The 17,713-nt window shown below is 38.8% G+C and carries 19 protein-coding genes and 2 tRNA genes; 16 read left to right on the top strand and 5 right to left on the bottom strand.

Going from position 1 to position 17,713, the window contains the following annotated elements; all coding sequences use genetic code 11:
• Positions 1–197: 197 nt before the first annotated feature.
• Both ttcA and GBI66_RS09895 read left to right on the top strand, forming a co-directional pair.
• Positions 198–1,103, top strand: a complete 906-nt coding sequence (gene ttcA, locus GBI66_RS09900) for a tRNA 2-thiocytidine(32) synthetase TtcA (RefSeq protein WP_004801563.1) — start codon at positions 198–200, stop codon at positions 1,101–1,103.
• A 196-nt stretch (positions 1,104–1,299) separates the two neighbouring features.
• Positions 1,300–1,683, top strand: a complete 384-nt coding sequence (locus tag GBI66_RS09895; protein WP_004801562.1) for an SCP2 sterol-binding domain-containing protein — start codon at positions 1,300–1,302, stop codon at positions 1,681–1,683.
• A 56-nt stretch (positions 1,684–1,739) separates the two neighbouring features.
• On the opposite strand, the gene GBI66_RS09890 is transcribed toward GBI66_RS09895, so the two are convergent.
• Positions 1,740–2,849, bottom strand: a complete 1,110-nt coding sequence (locus GBI66_RS09890) for a transglycosylase SLT domain-containing protein (RefSeq protein WP_005184375.1) — start codon at positions 2,847–2,849, stop codon at positions 1,740–1,742.
• A 374-nt stretch (positions 2,850–3,223) separates the two neighbouring features.
• Between GBI66_RS09890 and greB the strand changes: the two genes are divergently transcribed.
• On the top strand, positions 3,224–3,712 hold the full coding sequence (gene greB / locus GBI66_RS09885; RefSeq protein ID WP_151715958.1) for a transcription elongation factor GreB: 489 nt from the start codon (positions 3,224–3,226) through the stop codon (positions 3,710–3,712).
• A 96-nt stretch (positions 3,713–3,808) separates the two neighbouring features.
• Positions 3,809–3,898: transfer RNA gene (locus GBI66_RS09880), tRNA-Ser, on the top strand.
• A gap of 50 nt (positions 3,899–3,948) precedes the next feature.
• Here the strand turns inward: GBI66_RS09880 and GBI66_RS09875 are convergent.
• Positions 3,949–4,545 carry a LysE/ArgO family amino acid transporter gene (locus GBI66_RS09875; RefSeq protein WP_005184309.1) on the bottom strand — a complete coding sequence of 199 codons (597 nt, stop codon included), beginning with the start codon at positions 4,543–4,545 and terminating at the stop codon, positions 3,949–3,951.
• Positions 4,546–5,098: 553 nt separating this feature from the next.
• On the opposite strand from GBI66_RS09875, the gene GBI66_RS09870 reads away from it, so the two are divergent.
• Entirely contained in the window at positions 5,099–6,262 is a 1,164-nt protein-coding gene (locus tag GBI66_RS09870; RefSeq protein ID WP_151715957.1) for an MFS transporter, read from the top strand.
• A gap of 114 nt (positions 6,263–6,376) precedes the next feature.
• Positions 6,377–7,264, top strand: coding sequence for an ArgP/LysG family DNA-binding transcriptional regulator (locus tag GBI66_RS09865; protein ID WP_151715956.1), 888 nt, complete (start codon positions 6,377–6,379; stop codon positions 7,262–7,264).
• Between the two features lie 171 nt (positions 7,265–7,435).
• On the opposite strand, the gene GBI66_RS09860 is transcribed toward GBI66_RS09865, so the two are convergent.
• On the bottom strand, positions 7,436–7,771 hold the full coding sequence (locus GBI66_RS09860) for a hypothetical protein (protein ID WP_151715955.1): 336 nt from the start codon (positions 7,769–7,771) through the stop codon (positions 7,436–7,438).
• Between the two features lie 300 nt (positions 7,772–8,071).
• Between GBI66_RS09860 and GBI66_RS09855 the strand changes: the two genes are divergently transcribed.
• From GBI66_RS09855 to GBI66_RS09845, 3 genes are all read left to right on the top strand, one after another.
• Entirely contained in the window at positions 8,072–8,482 is a 411-nt protein-coding gene (locus GBI66_RS09855) for a J517_1871 family lipoprotein (protein WP_151715983.1), read from the top strand.
• A gap of 73 nt (positions 8,483–8,555) precedes the next feature.
• Positions 8,556–9,179 (top strand): MarC family protein, encoded by a 624-nt coding sequence (locus GBI66_RS09850; RefSeq protein WP_151715954.1) that lies wholly within the window; start codon positions 8,556–8,558, stop codon positions 9,177–9,179.
• 218 nt (positions 9,180–9,397) lie between these two features.
• Positions 9,398–9,919 (top strand): acyl-CoA thioesterase, encoded by a 522-nt coding sequence (locus tag GBI66_RS09845; protein WP_004801507.1) that lies wholly within the window; start codon positions 9,398–9,400, stop codon positions 9,917–9,919.
• 136 nt (positions 9,920–10,055) lie between these two features.
• Here the strand turns inward: GBI66_RS09845 and GBI66_RS09840 are convergent, their stop codons facing one another.
• Positions 10,056–10,250, bottom strand: coding sequence for a hypothetical protein (locus GBI66_RS09840; RefSeq protein WP_005184293.1), 195 nt, complete (start codon positions 10,248–10,250; stop codon positions 10,056–10,058).
• Positions 10,251–10,728: 478 nt separating this feature from the next.
• On the opposite strand from GBI66_RS09840, the gene GBI66_RS09835 reads away from it, so the two are divergent.
• The 7 genes from GBI66_RS09835 to pgaD all read left to right on the top strand — a co-directional run bounded on the left by GBI66_RS09835 (position 10,729) and on the right by pgaD (position 17,464).
• Positions 10,729–11,763 (top strand): GTP-binding protein, encoded by a 1,035-nt coding sequence (locus GBI66_RS09835; protein ID WP_151715953.1) that lies wholly within the window; start codon positions 10,729–10,731, stop codon positions 11,761–11,763.
• Between the two features lie 54 nt (positions 11,764–11,817).
• Positions 11,818–12,348, top strand: a complete 531-nt coding sequence (locus GBI66_RS09830) for a YaeQ family protein (protein WP_151715952.1) — start codon at positions 11,818–11,820, stop codon at positions 12,346–12,348.
• Positions 12,349–12,377: 29 nt separating this feature from the next.
• A complete protein-coding gene (locus GBI66_RS09825; RefSeq protein ID WP_004652009.1) occupies positions 12,378–12,719 on the top strand; it encodes an FKBP-type peptidyl-prolyl cis-trans isomerase in 342 nt (113 codons plus the stop codon).
• A gap of 375 nt (positions 12,720–13,094) precedes the next feature.
• Complete coding sequence (locus GBI66_RS09820; RefSeq protein ID WP_005208123.1) at positions 13,095–13,496, top strand: hypothetical protein; 402 nt, start codon at positions 13,095–13,097, stop codon at positions 13,494–13,496.
• Between the two features lie 250 nt (positions 13,497–13,746).
• On the top strand, positions 13,747–15,744 hold the full coding sequence (gene pgaB, locus GBI66_RS09815; RefSeq protein ID WP_151715951.1) for a poly-beta-1,6-N-acetyl-D-glucosamine N-deacetylase PgaB: 1,998 nt from the start codon (positions 13,747–13,749) through the stop codon (positions 15,742–15,744).
• 13 nt (positions 15,745–15,757) lie between these two features.
• A complete protein-coding gene (gene pgaC, locus GBI66_RS09810; RefSeq protein WP_005184274.1) occupies positions 15,758–17,014 on the top strand; it encodes a poly-beta-1,6-N-acetyl-D-glucosamine synthase in 1,257 nt (418 codons plus the stop codon).
• Between the two features lie 33 nt (positions 17,015–17,047).
• Positions 17,048–17,464: a poly-beta-1,6-N-acetyl-D-glucosamine biosynthesis protein PgaD gene (gene pgaD, locus GBI66_RS09805; RefSeq protein WP_005184270.1), complete on the top strand. Its 417-nt coding sequence runs from the start codon at positions 17,048–17,050 to the stop codon at positions 17,462–17,464.
• A 142-nt stretch (positions 17,465–17,606) separates the two neighbouring features.
• Here the strand turns inward: pgaD and GBI66_RS09800 are convergent.
• Positions 17,607–17,692: transfer RNA gene (locus GBI66_RS09800), tRNA-Leu, on the bottom strand.
• Between the last annotated feature and the right edge of the window lie 21 nt (positions 17,693–17,713).

The raw sequence follows: 17,713 nt of genomic DNA, 5'->3' as shown, positions 1-17,713 counted from the left end.
CACAGCTTTTGTGGACAACTGTGGAAAAGTTTGAAATATAAGCAATCCAGCCGAATCTAAATTTTTTTGATCAGAATTTTACCAGTATGAAACTCAAATATGACGATTGGAAGAAATTGAAAAATTCTTTAGATGCGCATTTTTTCTGAATGAGATAAAATCTTGCGGGTATTTTTGTTTATGAGTAAATCACGTCTATGTACGCGCCAGTGGAATCCAACCAAGGATTTAATTTCAAGCCAGAACTTCCGACAAGTTCAGCGTATTATCGCTTGTTGAAAAAGCTTCGTCGTCAGGTTGGGCATGCAATTCGTGATTACAATATGATCGAAGATGGTGATAAGGTCATGGTTTGTGTGTCTGGTGGTAAAGACAGCTATACCTTATTGGATATCTTGTTGCAGTTTAAACGGATTGCACCCATCAATTTTGATGTTGTGGCTGTGAATCTGGATCAAAAGCAACCTGGCTTCCCCGAAGATATCTTGCCGCGCTATATGGAAGAGAACAATATTCCATATTACATCCTTGAAAAAGATACTTACACCATTACCAAGCGTTTAACACCTGAAGGCAAAACCTACTGCGCAGTATGCTCTCGTTTACGCCGTGGTTCGCTGTATGGCTTCGCTCAAGAAATTGGTGCAACTAAGGTTGCATTAGGTCATCACCGTGATGACATCATGGCAACATTCTTCTTGAACTTGTTCCATGGTGGTAGTTTAAAGGCGATGCCACCAAAACTACTTTCATCGGATAAAAAGAATATCCTGATTCGTCCTTTGGCTTATGTCGAAGAGAAAGACATTATCAAATATGCGGATTTACGCCAGTTCCCGATTATTCCGTGTAACTTGTGTGGCTCACAAGAAAACTTACAACGTGCCATTATTAATGACATGTTGCGTGAATGGGATAAGCAGCATCCAAAGCGTTTACACAGTATTTTTGGTGCCTTACAAAATGTGTCTCCATCACAATTGGCGGACCGTGAGCTATTCGATTTTGAAGCGTTGGATGCTCAACGTGAGTTTGATATGAAAGACCCAGAAGAGTTGAAAAATCGCTTAGATGTGGTCAATCTCAGTTTTGCTGCTGAGTAAAGTGTAAAAGTTTTTGAAAAGGTACTTGTTAAGTACCTTTTTTTTATCAAAATTTTAAAAATTGAATCACGCGTACAAAAAATCATAGCCTAAAATAAAAATTACATGCTATAACAGGGCACGAGCAAATTGCTTCATGAGATGTCGTCTGGATAGATGGCACAAGAAATTGAACAAATACATTTGAGGAATAATCATGGCTGCATTTTTAACTGATGATTGGTTTGCAACTGTTGAAAAACTTACTGCTGAAGCAGGTGATTTAAACTTGCCACCAGCACTTGCGAATTTAGCGATTAACTTGGTTGTAACAGATGCAGCTGGTAATACAGAGTTGGCTTTAGATGCGGGTAAAATCCAAAAGGGTTTATCTTCAAATGCTAAAACAACTTTGAACATGGATGCTGAAACTTTACGTAAAGTATTCTTGGAATTTGATATGGCTGCTGCGATGCAAGCATTCATGACTGGTAAAATCAAAGTTCAAGGCGATATGTCTCAGCTTATGGCTTTACAAACAGCTAAGCCAAGCCAAGAGCAAAAAGATTTATTCAAGAAAGTACTTGAGCTTACTGCTTAATTCTTTCTGAATAAAAAAAGCTTACCCAAAGGTAAGCTTTTTTTATGTCTATTCAGTTATACATCAATACGGCTATTGGTTTTAAGATGTTCTAAATAGGTACGAATACGCGTCACATATTGTACAGCTTGTTTATATCGACCATTTCGTGCTTGGTTACGCTGTAAATAGTCATATAAATTGACCCACTGATTCGGATCTTTGCCTTGTGCACGGATACGTTTCTGAATCTGGCTGACTGCACCAGGACCCATATTGTATGCAACCAAAGCATACCAGTTACGGTCTGGATAAGGCACATTGCCAAATTGATCTAACATCAGATCAAAGTACTTTGCACCACCTTGAATACTTTGCAGTGGATCTGAGCGATTGCTTACGCCCATCGCTTTGGCTGTGCTGTTGGTCAACATCATTAAACCACGTACGCCAGTGGGAGAAACTGAGCTCGGTTTAAGATAAGACTCTTGATAGCCAATTGCTGCGAGTAAGTGCCAATCTAAATTGTATTTAGATGCGCTTTGTTTAAAACTTGCCTTATAAATCGGTAAGCGTTGATTCAAATCTCTTTGAATCGTAGACCAAGACTCTGGTTTAACCACATTGCGGTTATAGAATGAAGCCAATTGCTGGGTTGTACCCGACTGCTTACTTTGACAGATATAACCACTCGCCGTGAGGGTGAGGGGATCATCAGCTTGTTTAAACACCCAGTTTAACTGAGGATTTAAACCATTTTTGCTTAAGCTTGCTTGATCACCACAACTTGCTGAAAATGAAACCAGTTGTTTATTTTCAATCGCAGCCAGATTGGCTGTGGTCATGGCAATGTTTGCTTTACCTTGAGCAACCCATTTCAATGCCGTGGCATTGTCAGGAACGGTTTTGAAATCAAGCTTTACGTTTAAGCTTTGTGCGTAATTACGCACTAGGTCATAACCAAAACCATGTTGGAATTGACCGTCTTTAAAGACCGTAGTTGGACTTTCAACTGCAACGACAGTTAAAACGTTGGTATTCACAACCGTATTGTATTGATGTGATTTTTCAGCATTCAAGCTATTGAACGGAAGGATTGCGGCTCCTAACGCTAAAACTTGAAAAGGTCGTTTGGAAGATAAAGAGTTAAGGCTAGGCCTCGACCCAGAACTTGAATTACTGTGCATGTTGTCTCCGCTACAGGTAATTTATGCCCAAAAAGTTCAGCAAAACACTGCCTTAACTTTTAAAAGTTGATAAATTCAATAAGGGTGGGCAAGTCATGAACGTCATTCAGTAATGACATTGAGTTAAAGGAAAACATGGTGCAAATGTTTCACAACATTTACAAAGTGTATAAAAAATAAACAAAAACAAACTTAGGGGCGCATATTAAGCGGCAAAAACAAGAATGTCAAATTTTGCACAATAAAAAATTGAGAATTACATCACAAACCTATGATTTGGAAAAGAATAAAATTTATACACTTTAGTGGTGGTGAAATAAGGAATACAATGCAAAAACTTGTAAATGGACTGTTGTATTAACGTATTTGGGCTTATGAAATCGAATTTAATTACACGTACTGGACATGACCTTTTGGTTGCTGAGCTAAAAAAGCTTTGGCATGACGAACGCCCTGAAATCACTAAAAAAGTAAATTGGGCGGCAAGCCTTGGTGATCGTTCGGAAAATGCTGATTATCAATACAATAAACAAATACTTAGGAAGATAGATCGTCGAGTTCGCTATTTAGGAAAACGGTTAGAAGAATTAAAAATTGTCGATTATGTGCCTGAGCAAGAGGGAAAGGTCTACTTTGGTGCTTGGGTTGAAATCGAAAATGATGCAGGGGAGCTAAAAAAATTGCGTCTCGTGGGTGTCGATGAAATCTATGATCACCATCCGCAACATATTTCGATTGAGTCACCTATGGCGCGAGCTTTACTGGGTAAACAAGTGGATGATGAAGTTGAGGTGCATACACCGTTGGGCAAAAAACTGTGGTATATCAACTCAATTCGCTATGAAAAACCTGAAAATGCTTAAAATTACAGGGTGTTGATTTTATTTTGAGCGGTTGATGCATTATTTTGAATAAAAGATTTGCCAAGTTGAACTTTTATTTATATGATAGCCGCCATTGGAAGCGTGGCAGAGCGGTTTAATGCACCGGTCTTGAAAACCGACGAGGGTGTGAGTCCTCCGTGAGTTCGAATCTCACCGCTTCCGCCAAATACAAAAAAGCCCTTATGAAAATAAGGGCTTTTTTATTTCTCTGTGTTTTAGATTAACAACTTTGTTGCAATCGCCCACATCATCAGTCCAACAACAACATCTAGAATTCTCCATGAACTGGCCTTTTTAAACCAAGGCAATAAAACTCTTGCGCCATAGCCTAAAGCGAAAAAGAAGATCCATGAAGAAAGTATGGTCCCAGCTGCAAATAAATACAGATGATCTGCAAACTGAACTGAAATCGAACCAACCAGAATCACGGTGTCTAGATAGACATGTGGATTCAGCCAGGTGAAGGCCAAGCACATACCAATAATTTTAAATAGCGAGTCTTTTTCAATTTCACTGGGGTTGAGTGATGAGCTATTGTTAATAGCGGAGTAAAAATTTCTAAGCCCGTATAAAAATAAAAAAGCAGCACCAAAGTATTTGGCAATGGTGACGATCAAGGGGAAGTCAATCACGATTTTTGAAAAGCCCATGACCCCTAAATAAATCAAGATAGAATCCGAAAGTGCACAGATCAAACACACCCAAAAAACATGCTGTTGCTTTAAGCCTTGTTTTAGAACAAAAGCATTCTGCGCGCCAATGGCTAAAATTAAAGAAAAGCCAATACCAAGCCCATAGAAAAATGCAGTCATATTTTGGTTCCTCGATTATATAGGGTGGTCTGTGCTGGTTTTGGCTGGAAAACAACGTGCATATGCTTAGGCAAAGGCAGTTCGTCTAACGCTTAGATCAAGTGTTAGATGCTTTTTTCCATTAAAAATTTACTATTTGCTATTATCTTTTTTTATTTATAAAAGTCAGTAAAATTAAGATTGTTTTGGTTTAGCTAAATTTTTTTAAGGTTTAATCTTGGACACTAAATAAGGTGAAGCATTTTTTGCTGTCGCTGAAAAGGGGCATTTTGAATAGACTGCTATGAGGCATTCAGAGTAAAAGCCAATGGGGTATACCTTAGATTTTAGCGATAGCTTTATTTATCTGAGATGGATATGACTGAATAAGTGTTTAGCGGTCGGGTGATGTAACAAAGCTGCTTAATCTTGTTGTCCGAATTACCCCCCTTATTTTTGAATTTATTGCCCTTATTTTCAGAATTGTTTCAGATCAAAATTAAAAACAATCGACACAGGAAGTGTTCGAGGCAATATCTAAGCACATATTTAAAAATAATGAAGTGAGTCAGGCATGGACCTCAATCATAATATTCAAAGTGTAAACAACCTGATGCTCAGCAAAACCAGAAAAGTGATTGCGCTGGGGTTTGCCACACAAGGCCTTGGCTACGCGACCGTGATGACGGCACTCCCGACAATAAAAGGTCGATTCAGACTTTCAGATGATCAGTTGTCGCTAATTATTCTAGGGGTATGCATTGCAGCGGCACTCGGTTCAATTTTAGCTGATCGTATCGCAGTCAAGCTTGGTTCACGACTTGCCGTTGTGACTGGTTTTATTTTTGAAGCGATAGGAATAGCAATTGCTGCATTTAGTCCAAATGTGATTCTTATGATTGCGAGTTTTTTGCTTTATGGGCTTGGACTAGGTTGTTTAGATGCAGCACTGAATATGCAAGCGGTTATTATGGAGCAACGGCTTGGTAAAAGTGTATTTGGTGGTTTCTTTGCTTGTTACACCGCGGCTGCATTTTTAGGGGCATTGATTATGTCAGCTACTGTTTCAACTGCACTCGGAGCAACGACAGCATTATGCATTGCAGTGGCGATTGCCTTTATCACCTCGCAATTCTCTAGACACTGGTTATTTCAGCAAAAACAATGCTCAGAAATACTTTCGCAAGAGAAAGCAGCGATTCCATATCAACAGCTTCTCATCTTTGGACTGATTATTTTAATTGTGTTTACTGTCGATTCTGCAATCAGTACATGGAGTTCAATTTATCTCAAAGATGTTTTGGCAAGCTCGGCAACCATTGCTCCTTTGGGTTATGCAGCCTATCAAATTGGAATTTTACTCACACGCTTAAGTCTTGATTATTTAATGCAATTTAAAACAGCGACATGGATTGCTTTAGTCACGCTCCTGATCGGGGCATTCGGATGTGTATTGTCTGGAATCAGCCATTCATTAGTGACCGTTATTTTGGGTTTTGCATTGGCTGGTGTTGCTGTAGGTGCTTTGGTGCCACTTACATATTCTGCTGTAGGTCGTTTGGATGAAAGCCGACGAGATGAAATTATTGCTCGTGTTAATATTTTTAATTATGGCGGCGCAGTAGCGGGTGCGGTCATCGTTGGGCTGTTGGCAACACCTTTTGGTTATGCACCGTCCTTTATCGGTTTGGCTTTTGCTTTACTCAGTATCATTTATTTGAGAAAAAGACTGGTTTAATCTTTATCAATCAGGACAAAGCTATTTTGTGCGGGTTATGATCATCTTTTTTTATTTTTAAAATTTAGTAAGATTAAGGTTGTTTGGATTTTGCTAAAATTTTTTAAGGTTTTTATGCTGGACAATAAACAATGTGAAGCCTTCTTTGCAGTTGCGGAACATGGAAGCTTCGAACAAGCAGGTGCCAAGCTCTGTATTACTGCATCAGCGGTGACATTGAGAGTCCAAGCACTTGAAAAAGAATTAGGGCAACTACTGCTGATTCGGGGGCGTCCTTGTGTCTTAACCCAAGTAGGTCAGCAGATCTTCGAACACATACAGCACATTCGACGTTTAGAACAAAACTTACTTCATGGTTTGACTGGTGGAGGAGAATCACATTTTTTCAAGACTGTGATTGGTTCAAATGAAGACTCTTTAGCGACATGGTTGCTTCCTGCATTAAAGGATGTGTTACTCAAAGAAAAGATTGTGATTGAGCTGAGAACAGATGACCAATCTCATACCTATTCATTATTAGAAAAGGGTACGGTAAGTGCCTGTATTTCAATTGAAGATCAACCCATGCGCGGTTGCCGTGCGCAATATTTAGGTTTGATGCGTTATCAAATGATGGCGACAGCGCAATTTAGACGGAAATGGTTTTCAGAAGGCATTCATCGAGAAACTTTACGTGCTGCACCTGCGATTATTTTTAATGAAAAAGACCGTATGCATTTTGATCTTCTGGAAAAACACTATGGATTGATGAAAGGTACTTATCCTTGTCATTTAATTCCATCATCAGAGTCTTTTGTGTCCGCCATTAAATTGGGGTTAGGCTATGGCATGGTGCCCGAGCTGCAACTGAATATTGAAAATAAAGCAGAAGTATTGGTTGGGTTATTGCCTGATATTAGCGTTGATATTCCACTGTATTGGCATCATTGGGATCAACAATCAAAGCCATTGCAGCTTTTGACTGAGCATATTGTAAATCATGCTCGATTAATTTTGGCCTAAGATGAGAAAATAACAATAAAAAATTATTATATCGGGTATAGCATCAGCATTTTAACTACATGTAGTGAACACTGCTTCTAAATCATTTTATTAGCATAATGAAAACTAATAAACTTTTAGAAGCAATGTCAAAGCTAAATCAAGTCTGAATATTTTATTGGACGACAGTGATTAGAAAATCCTAGAACTTCCAATATATTGTTTAGAGACATTATTTAAGGCAGTTAATATACGGTTAGCATTTTTCGTGCTTAATGCTTCATTGAGCTCATGCATATAAGCGACAATTTGTGCTTTTACTTTGTCTGCGAAAACTGGCGTGACAGCTTGATCTTCATAGAGTAGGACATAGTTTTTTGCAAAACCATAAATAAGAAATAAGGCGTTGTGTTCAAGCGGGTGTTCAGCAGTAACAATGGCTTGTTCACATTGATGTTTTAATTGTTGATAGGCATCCGTTCCATTTGGAAGAGTTTGAAACGTTTCAAATATAGATTGGAAATTCATTTGAATTACTCACTCAAAAAGAAAATCTACAGATGATTGAACTAAAAATCAAGAAAAATTTATTATTTTTGATGATGAATTATTTATGCAATGATTCAGATTATTTTTCTTTAAAGAATTAAATATTTATTGGCAGATTTAGTTTTATCCCTGTACAAAAGTTGAATATAGCAGTTGGGTCAAAAAATTATTTAAAGTTTTTTACATTTCCGATACTAGTCATATACATGCTGTACAAATCAAAAAAGGCCTTAATATGGGAAAATAGTAACAATTATTTGATTTTGATCGTTTTAGGTGATGGTTGTGAAGAATATTTTATTACCCGCTATTTTGGTATTTGGTTTGGTTGGCTGTACTTCGATCACAACTATGTCTCCTGCTCAATTTAACCAACTCAGTACAACACAGATTCCATTTTCAGGAAGTTGGACAGGTGAGGTAGGGGCTGCATCAGTCGCATTAAGTCTGAACCGCCAAGGTAATGGGGTGCTGTGTATGGACGACCGTAAGGAAGTCATGTCTTATCAGGTAAAGTTGGTTGATAACACTTTATACAGTGATAAAGGGGTCAAGTTTAAAGTCAAAGCGTTGAATAACAGCAAGGCCAACATTCACATGAGTTTATTGGGATTAGGGGTTAATCTTGATCTGAATAAAGATGATGCGTTAAAGAATGCCACTGTAGGTTGTAAGCAAGCCCTAAATTAATTTTGTATTGTGATTCTAAACCTTGCCTGTGATCGCAGGCATTTAAAATTTTCCGCAGATTAAAGAGACCGTTATGTTTTCTCCTTATATTCATGCGTTTGCATTATTTTTCTCATTGCTCAATCCCTTTCTGATGAGTGTCTACATGGTCGGGATGATCCGTAATACCGATGCAAAGGTATTTAGTAAAGCCTTGATACAGGGCAGTTTGATTGCCTTCGGGGTATTTATTCTATTTGCTTGGGGCGGTGAGAATATTTTTAGTCGCTATTTAAATGTTCGTTTCGAATCTTTTCAAATTTTTGGTGGCTTAATTTTCTTGGTGATTGGTTACCGTTATGTCTTTCAGGGTGCGGAAACGATCGGAGAAATGCGGGGGGCGCCTGAGCATCTGGCGGGTACCATCGCGATGCCATTTATGATCGGTCCAGGCACAATTAGTGCGGCGGTGGTCACTGGGGTGAGTGTACCTTTTACTGGGGCAATAGCTGTTATTGCAATTACTTTGATTTTAACCTGTAGCATTTTGATCCTAATGAAATTTGGTCATGATCATTTACGCTATAAACATGCAAAATATATCGATCGCTATTTTGATATTGTCGGGCGTCTATCTGCTTTGCTGATTGGTACGATCGCAATTGATATGATTGTAAACGGTATCATTGGGCTGATTCGTTCAGCCCATCTGAGTTGAATTGTATAAAGCCCATATTTCTACATCTCAGGTATTTTTTCAAAGATTCTCTTTCTTTTGGGGACGCATTGAATCAAAAATACTTGGGATGTCATTATTTTGAATTAAACAATAACAAGATCATAAAAAGAATTGATGATGTTTTATCATTTTGCGCATATGTTTATACCCATGAATAAACGATAATAATCATGTTGTATTCTCTATGAGCTCTTCCCATGTATCAATTAGATCAAGCAAACCAAGCACCTGACGACCAGTCAGAGCTTACAATGACCGTTTTGATGACACCTGATATGGCCAACTTTTCAGGTAATGTTCATGGTGGAACGATTTTAAAGCTACTTGATCAGGTTGCTTATGCTTGTGCAAGCCGATACTCAGGCAGCTATGTTGTGACTTTATCTGTTGATCGCGTTAATTTCAAAGAACCAATTTATGTTGGTGAGCTAGTGACATTTTTAGCTAGCGTAAATCATGTTGGGCGCACTTCGATGGAAATTGGCATTCGTGTTGAAGCGCAAAATATTCAGAAGCGTACCATTCGTCATACCAATACTTGTTATTTCACTATGGTTGCAGTGGATGAGCAGCGTAAGCCGAAAGAAGTACCACAATTAAATCTAGATACTGAATGGAAGCGTTGTCGCTTTGAGGCCGCAGAGCAGCGTAAGGCGACACGTTTACAAGAAGTTCATCAGCCTTCATGCAGTATGTTTAAGAAAACCACTCAATGCTAATTTTTTAATGCAGAGCTTATTCAAAAAATAAAAGATCGAACCGCAGCATGGTTCGATCTTTTTACATTTGTAATGAAATAAATTTTAAATCATTACAAATGTTGGCCTAAGGGTCTGGAGGAACCTTAAGATCTAATTAGTTTGTTGGTGCAGGTGTAGACGCAGGTGCTTCAGTTGCTGTTGCATCAGTTGCAGCTTGACCTTGAGTTTCAGGTTGCTCTTGAGTTGAAACAACAACTTTATCTTCAGTTTGTTGTTCTACTGGTGCTGCAAATGTAGAAGCTGCAGCAAGAGTAAGTGTAGTCGCAAGAACAGTTTTGATAAATTTCATGTTTGGCATCCTTATTTCATTTAAAATAACAACCGCAATAGGAGGATTCGGTTAATCCCAATCTCTCAATTTCGGCATGAGGTCCATGCTATGTGCCAAACGTATTTGCGGCAATGTTCTTAACAATCTATTACGTCTATCTTAACAATATGAAATATTGAATCGCTTTATGTAGTTGCTGTGTAAAACATCATGGAGAAATTAAGGATTAAAATGTATGGAAATATGTTTTTGTGATTAAAAAGTGATCTATTGTTTTACGTGTTTTAAACACTAGTGTTCTTTTTCTAAAAAGTTATTAATTGAATAAACCATTTATATCTTATTTTTAAATAAGATTTTTAGATTTAATGTGTGATGAAAATCTCTTTATTTTTGTTTAATCGCTTGTAAGTCTAATTATAGGGAAAATCCTTCTTTATTTTATTTCATCAATTTTTCGCTTTAGAATGAAATAAATTTTCAATGCGAGTCGATCGTGAAGGTTATTGCTCCCAAAACAGTTCCCACTCATATTATTTCTGGCTTTTTAGGGGCAGGTAAGACCACATTATTGCAGCATTTGCTCACTCAAAAGCCTGAGCATGAAGTTTGGGCGATTCTGATGAATGAGTTTGGGCAAATTGGGGTTGACCAACAATTAATTACCCAGCAACAAGGTTATGCGGTGAAAGAGTTGCTCGGTGGTTGTTTGTGCTGTAGCAGTCAATTACCGATGCAGATTGCGCTTTCTCGCTTACTCAGTGAAAGCAAACCTGATCGTTTATTTATCGAACCAACGGGTTTAGGGCATCCCGCACAGTTATTAGAGCAACTGACTGAACCGCATTGGCAAACGAGTTTGGCAATGCGTGCTTTAGTGATTGTTGTAGATGGAAGTCGCCTACATGATCAGGATTGGGTCAAACAGAATTTATATACTGATCAATTAAAATCGGCACAAATTGTGGTGTTGTCGCATATCGACTGTATGACCGCAGCAGATCATCAAGCCTATGCGGCTTTAAAACAAGAATATGAAACCTATGTCCAGTATTGGATTGAAGCTGAACATGGGCAGGTGGATATTCAACACTTGGATATTCAGCAGCAACCTGTACAACGTAAGATTCAACCCTTATTAAGGTTGCAGCAAACACAAGCTATTGAACACACGCCAGAAATCAAGCAGCTCCCTTATCATTATGTTGAAACGGCTCAGGGCTATACAGTCGCGGGTTGGAAATTGCCGAAACGCTGGCAATTTAATTTTCATGATTTATTAGATGTGTTGTGTGCGCAACAAGACTGGGTACGAATTAAAGGAATTTTTAATACCGATCAAGGTTGGAAAAGTTTTAATTTTAATCCGCAGCAATTTAACTATAAGTCGGTGGAGGAGAGCATTGATAATCGAATTGAAATCATTTGTCAGTCAACACGTGATTGGTTGGCTTTTGAAACACAATTATTGCAGTGCCGTATCGATCCGATTGATGATCAACTTGATCAAATCGCACATGCTTCTCGGTAAAATAGAGTATGCTTAGCGCCAAATTTGAGAACACTGTATTTAAGAGTTTAGTTTATGGCGTTAAAAGCAACAATATATAAGGCAGACCTCAATATTGCCAATATGGATGAGCATATCTATGCAGATTATCAGCTCACGCTTGCTCAGCATCCTTCTGAAACCATTGAACGTTTAATGGTTCGTATTTTGGCTTATGCACGTTTTGCCGATGAACGGTTAGAGTTCACCAAAGATTTATTTGAAACTGATGAGCCAGCGTTATGGCAAAAAGATCTGACTGGACTGTTAGAGAAATGGATCGAAGTCGGTTGCCCATCTGAAGATAAAGTGAAAAAGGCGAGTGCACGTTGTAAGAATGTTGCAGTTGTGACGTATGGTTCTCAGTCAGATGATTGGTGGCAGAAAAACACCAAGATTAAAACCTTAAGCAATGTGCAAGTGTGGCAATTGGCCCCACAGACTACGCAGGCACTTGAGGGCTTATGCGAACGTACCATGCAATTGCAGCTGAATATTATGGATGGCGAATGGACATTGTTAAGCGACAAAGGTCAGGTCGACATTCAGTGGCAACAATTGCAATAATTTAGCTTGAGTGATTTGGAGAGATAGAAATGAGCGCAGAATTAGAAATTATTGATTTAAAAGTTGGCGAAGGTAAAGAAGCAGTTCGTGGTGCCTTGATTACGACTCACTATACTGGTTGGTTGGAAGATGGAACCAAGTTTGATTCATCATTGGATCGTGGTAACTACTTTGAAACGGTGATTGGTACTGGACGTGTGATTAAAGGCTGGGATCAAGGCATTATGGGTATGCGTGTAGGTGGAAAGCGTAAATTGATTGTCCCTGCACACTTGGCTTATGGCTCACGTAAAATGGGCAAGATCATTCCAGCCAATGCCAATCTGACTTTTGAAATCGAATTGTTTGATGTGAAAACACGCGACGAATAACGATTTTGCTATTCAAAAAAATAAAGCGATTTGGTCTACTTTTAGACGAAATCGCTTTAAAATCATAAGCATAAAATAATATTTATAATCATATAATAAGGTTTTGATTTTTAAAAATATTTCTTTTATCTGAATTTTATTGCAGCCCAAGAAAAAAATATTGATTCTCAATATACAGTCCTGTATATCTTTGAGTTAAAAGAGCAATTTTTCCATTGGCCTTAATTTTTTGAATAACAAGTGTTTATTCTAAGGTCATGAAAGTTTGCTTTTCAGGTGGCTATCAGGTGATCGGGGAATATGTCACTTATAGTTTATCCATTATAAAAATGCGGCAATAAGCAACGATAAAAATTTGAGTGAATAGAGGTCGATATGAATGATTATTTGGATATCACGGCATCGGAATTATTAAAAGAGTTAGATCATTTTTTTTTGATTGATACCCATGATGGTGCACAGACAGGCTTTTGGGTGAATGAAAAAGCGCTGATCGATAAGCATTACTGGATTGATGGTGATTATAAGATTGAAATCCTCAGATCATTACAACCTTCACATCAGTATGCACCGCATGACTATAAAATAACGCGATTAGCAGCCAGTGAAGATGATAGTAATGTTGTACTACTGGAATATGATGGTGTGCATAAAAAGATACTGACTTTCCGCCGTGGTGAATGGGTGAATCGCCTAAATAAATATTTTTATCAAAAAGAGCGTCACTATTTACAGCAGCTTGCAGATCATCCGAATTTCCAGTCAATTGAATACTAATTCTTTTTATTATGATTTAACGCTCCTTATATAGATGTATATGAGGAGCTATTGTTATTAAAAAATATTCAATCAAAGTGTGATTGATTTCATAAAAATTACATTTAAGTTTATTTTCAGCTTTTAAAATTATAAATACAATCCGTACTTCCAGCTGAACATCAAAAACATCTTATTTTTCCATAAAGTTGTAAGATGATGCAGGCATGATCTGCGATCAGTGAATTTCTAATCTTGAGACGATATCTCTATGACAACACGTTTAGTGTCCCCGACGTTAAAAACTTTTTTAGGTCTTGTGTTTGGGGTGGTTGCCAGTACCACAACTTTTGCGGCAAATCCAAAAATCGATGCGACCACATTGACCGTCATTGGGTATCACGAAATTACAGATCGAAAAGATGCACTGATTCCAAGCTATGCGGTCACCGCAAAGCAGTTTGGTGAGCACATCGACTGGCTGAAAAAGAATGGCTATCATTTTATTAATGTTGATCAATTGATCAAAGCACACCAAGGCAAATATAAATTACCAAGTAAACCTATTTTGCTGACGGTTGATGATGGCTATCAGTCATTTTATCAAAATGCCTATCCGATTATTCGTGCGAAAAAGATTCCAGTGGTTTTGGCTGTCGTTGGTTCATGGTTGGAGCCTAAAGCAGGGCAGAAAGTTGATTTTGGTGGTGAGCCAATTGAACGTAATAAAATCTTAAGCTGGGATGAGCTGAAGGAAATGCAAAGCAGTGGTTTGGTTGAAATCGCCAGCCACAGTTATCATTTACATCAAGGGATTAATGGTAATCCACAAGGGAATTTAGAACCTGCTGCGATTACGCGGATTTATGATCCTAAAACCAAGAGTTATGAAAGTGATGCGGTGTATCAAGCCCGTGTTTATCAAGATTTAAAAACCAATAATGATCTTTTAAAAGCACATGGTTTACGTTCACCACGCGTGATGGTCTGGCCTTATGGTCGTTATAATATGCAATTGGTACAAACGGCTAAGCAGCTGGGTATGCCGATTACCATCACTTTGGATGATGGGGCCGATCATGCCAAACAATCGCTACAAAATATGAGTCGTATTTTGATTCAGGGCAATATGTCGACCAGTGCTTTGGCGCAAGAAATCAAAAATCGTGAACTGAATCTAAATGATAACAATCGACCGCAAAAAATTATGCATGTCGATTTAGATTATATTTACGATCAAGATACCAAACAGCAAGAACGTAATCTCGATCATTTGATTGATCGTATTAATGGCATGGGCGTAAATACGGTGTATTTACAGGCCTTTTCTGATCCTGATGCCAATGGTTCTGCCGATATGGTGTATTTCCCAAATCGTCATATCCCAATGCGTGCAGATTTGTTCAATCGCGTGGCTTGGCAGATTCAAACTCGTACTCCAGTGCAGCGTTTATACGCTTGGATGCCACTCTTGGCTTGGGAACTGCCTAAGACTGATCCTGTATCGAAAGATCTAGTGGAAACCCAACAAGCAAAAGCAGGCGAGCATTTGAATATGGGTTATATTCGTCTTAGCCCATTCTCGCCAGAAGCCCGTCAGACCATTAAAGAGATTTATCAAGATCTTGCTAAATCAACACCGTTTGATGGACTGTTGTTCCATGATGATGTGACTTTGTCTGATTATGAAGATGCCAGTCCAGATGCATTGGCGGCTTATGCAAAACAAGGCTTACCAACAGACCTTGCTAAAATTCGTGACAATGATGCTGACTTGCAAAAATGGACGGCTTATAAAACCAATTATTTAGATGACTTTGCGATGGAACTGGCAGGGGAAGTTCGTCAATATCAACCATTTCTGGTGACTGCTCGTAATCTTTACGCACAAGTGGCTTTAAATGCGTATGCAGAAAACTGGTATGCTCAATCCTTAGAACAATCCCTGAATCGTTATGACTTTACAGCGATTATGGCGATGCCTTATATGGAACAATCGGACAATCCAGCCAAGTTCTATTCAGACATTATGAACCGCGTGAAGCAGTACCCAAATGGCATTAAAAAGACGGTGATGGAGTTGCAGGCGGTTAATTGGCGCAATGACCAAAAAGTGCCGTCTGAAGAAATGGCAGCGACGATTAAGTCTTTATATGAGCAAGGTGCAATGCACGTGGCGTATTATCCAGATGATCCGATCAAAGGGCATCCAGATGTAGAAACCATGCATAAGGCTTTTAGTCTAAAATCATCTCAATTAGTACCATAGTCGAGTAATGTAGATGAGTTGGATTGCTTTATTGTGGTCATATGCCATTAAGTTTGTTTTTTACTATCCACTTTTTATGTCGTATTTATGGATGGTTGGGGCAATTATTTTTTACTGGAAAGAGCGTCAAGATCCTCCCTATCAGCAACCCGCAGCTTTGCCAGAATATCCTAAAGTCGCGGTCTTAGTGCCGTGCTTTAATGAGGGGGATAATGCTGAAGAAACGATTAGTCATGCACTCAAATTGGATTATCCGAATTTTGAGGTGATTGCGATTAATGATGGTAGTTCTGACAATACGGGTGAAGTACTAGATCGATTAGCCACGCAGTATGAAAAATTACGTGTAGTGCATTTGGCACAAAACCAAGGCAAAGCCATGGGGTTACAAGCGGGTAGTTTGATGACCGATGCAGAATTTCTGATCGGGATTGATGGCGATGCTCTGCTTGATCCACACGCGGCGAAATGGATGATGCGACATTTCTTGGAAGATCCAACTGTTGCCGCAGTGACGGGTAATCCACGTATCCGGACACGTTCGACCTTACTAGGGCGAATTCAAGTGGGTGAGTTCTCTTCGATTGTTGGTATGATCAAGCGCGCACAACGTACTTTTGGCCGTTTATTTACCGTATCGGGCGTGATTACTGCCTTTCGTAAAAGCGCAGTACATCAAGTTGATTATTGGTCTCCGAATATGTTGACTGAAGATATTGATATCACTTGGAAATTACAACGTGCAGGTTGGGATGTGCGCTTTGAACCAAATGCCTTGGTTTGGATTTTGATGCCTGAAACTTTAAATGGTTTATGGAAGCAACGTTTACGTTGGGCCATGGGTGGGGCACAGGTTCTGGTTAAAAATATTGATGTGTTTTTAAAGCCTAAACTTAATTTTTTATGGCCTTTGATGTTTGAGCTGTGTTTGACACTCATTTGGTCATATTTGATGCTTATTATGGCGGTGATCTGGTTGTTGCACTTTATCTTTGCAATCCCAGCTCTGGCTGTGGTGAGTTCACCATTTTTACCATACGGTAGTGGAATTTTATTGGGTGCGACCTGCTTAATTCAGTTTGCTTTAAGCAAATGGATGGATAGTCGTTATGAGCCAAGCCTAGGGAAAAATTATTATTGGATGATTTGGTACCCGTTTGTGTTTTGGTTGATCACGATTACTGCTACAATCGTCGCCTTTCCAAAGGTGCTGTTGCGTAATGATGAGAAACGTGCCCGTTGGATTAGCCCAGATCGTGGAATTCGTTGAATCGGAAAGATTCATTTTGCTGAGTAATAAGCAATGAAAGCTGACAGTTTAATTATTGATGTACGTCGCCAACTCCCATGGCATAAACGTTATTTTTCAACAACAACCACCGCAATGATGTGGGCGTGCTGGTTGTTGTTATGGCGTCCGTTTATTTTGGTATGGGTGCTGGTTGAATTGCAAAAAACGCATATCGCACAACGTTTAATGTCCGCATTTAGCGACGGCATTGAGCATGGTGTAACCGCATTATTTATGTGTGCAGTTGCATTGTTGTTGTGGAGTTTTTTGCCAGCGAAACGTGTGCATCAAAAGCATGCTGTTGAAAAGACCTTACCTGATTATGCGCGTTATTTCGAATTACCTGAGCAAGAAATTCAGGTTGGGCGTCAGCAGAAGGTTAGCATCGTACATCACGATGAGAACGGTAAAATTATTCGCGTAGAATAATACTTATTGTTCTAAATCAAGAATATCAAATGCCTTAATTAAAAATTAAGGCATTTTTTTATGATCTGGTCTTAAACTTCAGACATAAAAAAACCAGCTTGCGCTGGATTTTTATTTGCACCATATTTCATTAGCTGAAAGATGGTGCCCGAGGCCAGACTCGAACTGGCACGCTTTGTGGGCGGGGGATTTTAAATCCCCTGTGTCTACCGATTTCACCACTCGGGCATGTGCGCAATAATAGAGGAC

It is taken from the genome of Acinetobacter sp. TUM15071, assembly GCF_008980925.1.
Classification (GTDB): domain Bacteria; phylum Pseudomonadota; class Gammaproteobacteria; order Pseudomonadales; family Moraxellaceae; genus Acinetobacter; species Acinetobacter dispersus.
The sequence above is the reverse complement of the archived record's forward strand: the minus strand, read 5'-3'. Positions and strand labels throughout refer to the sequence as shown.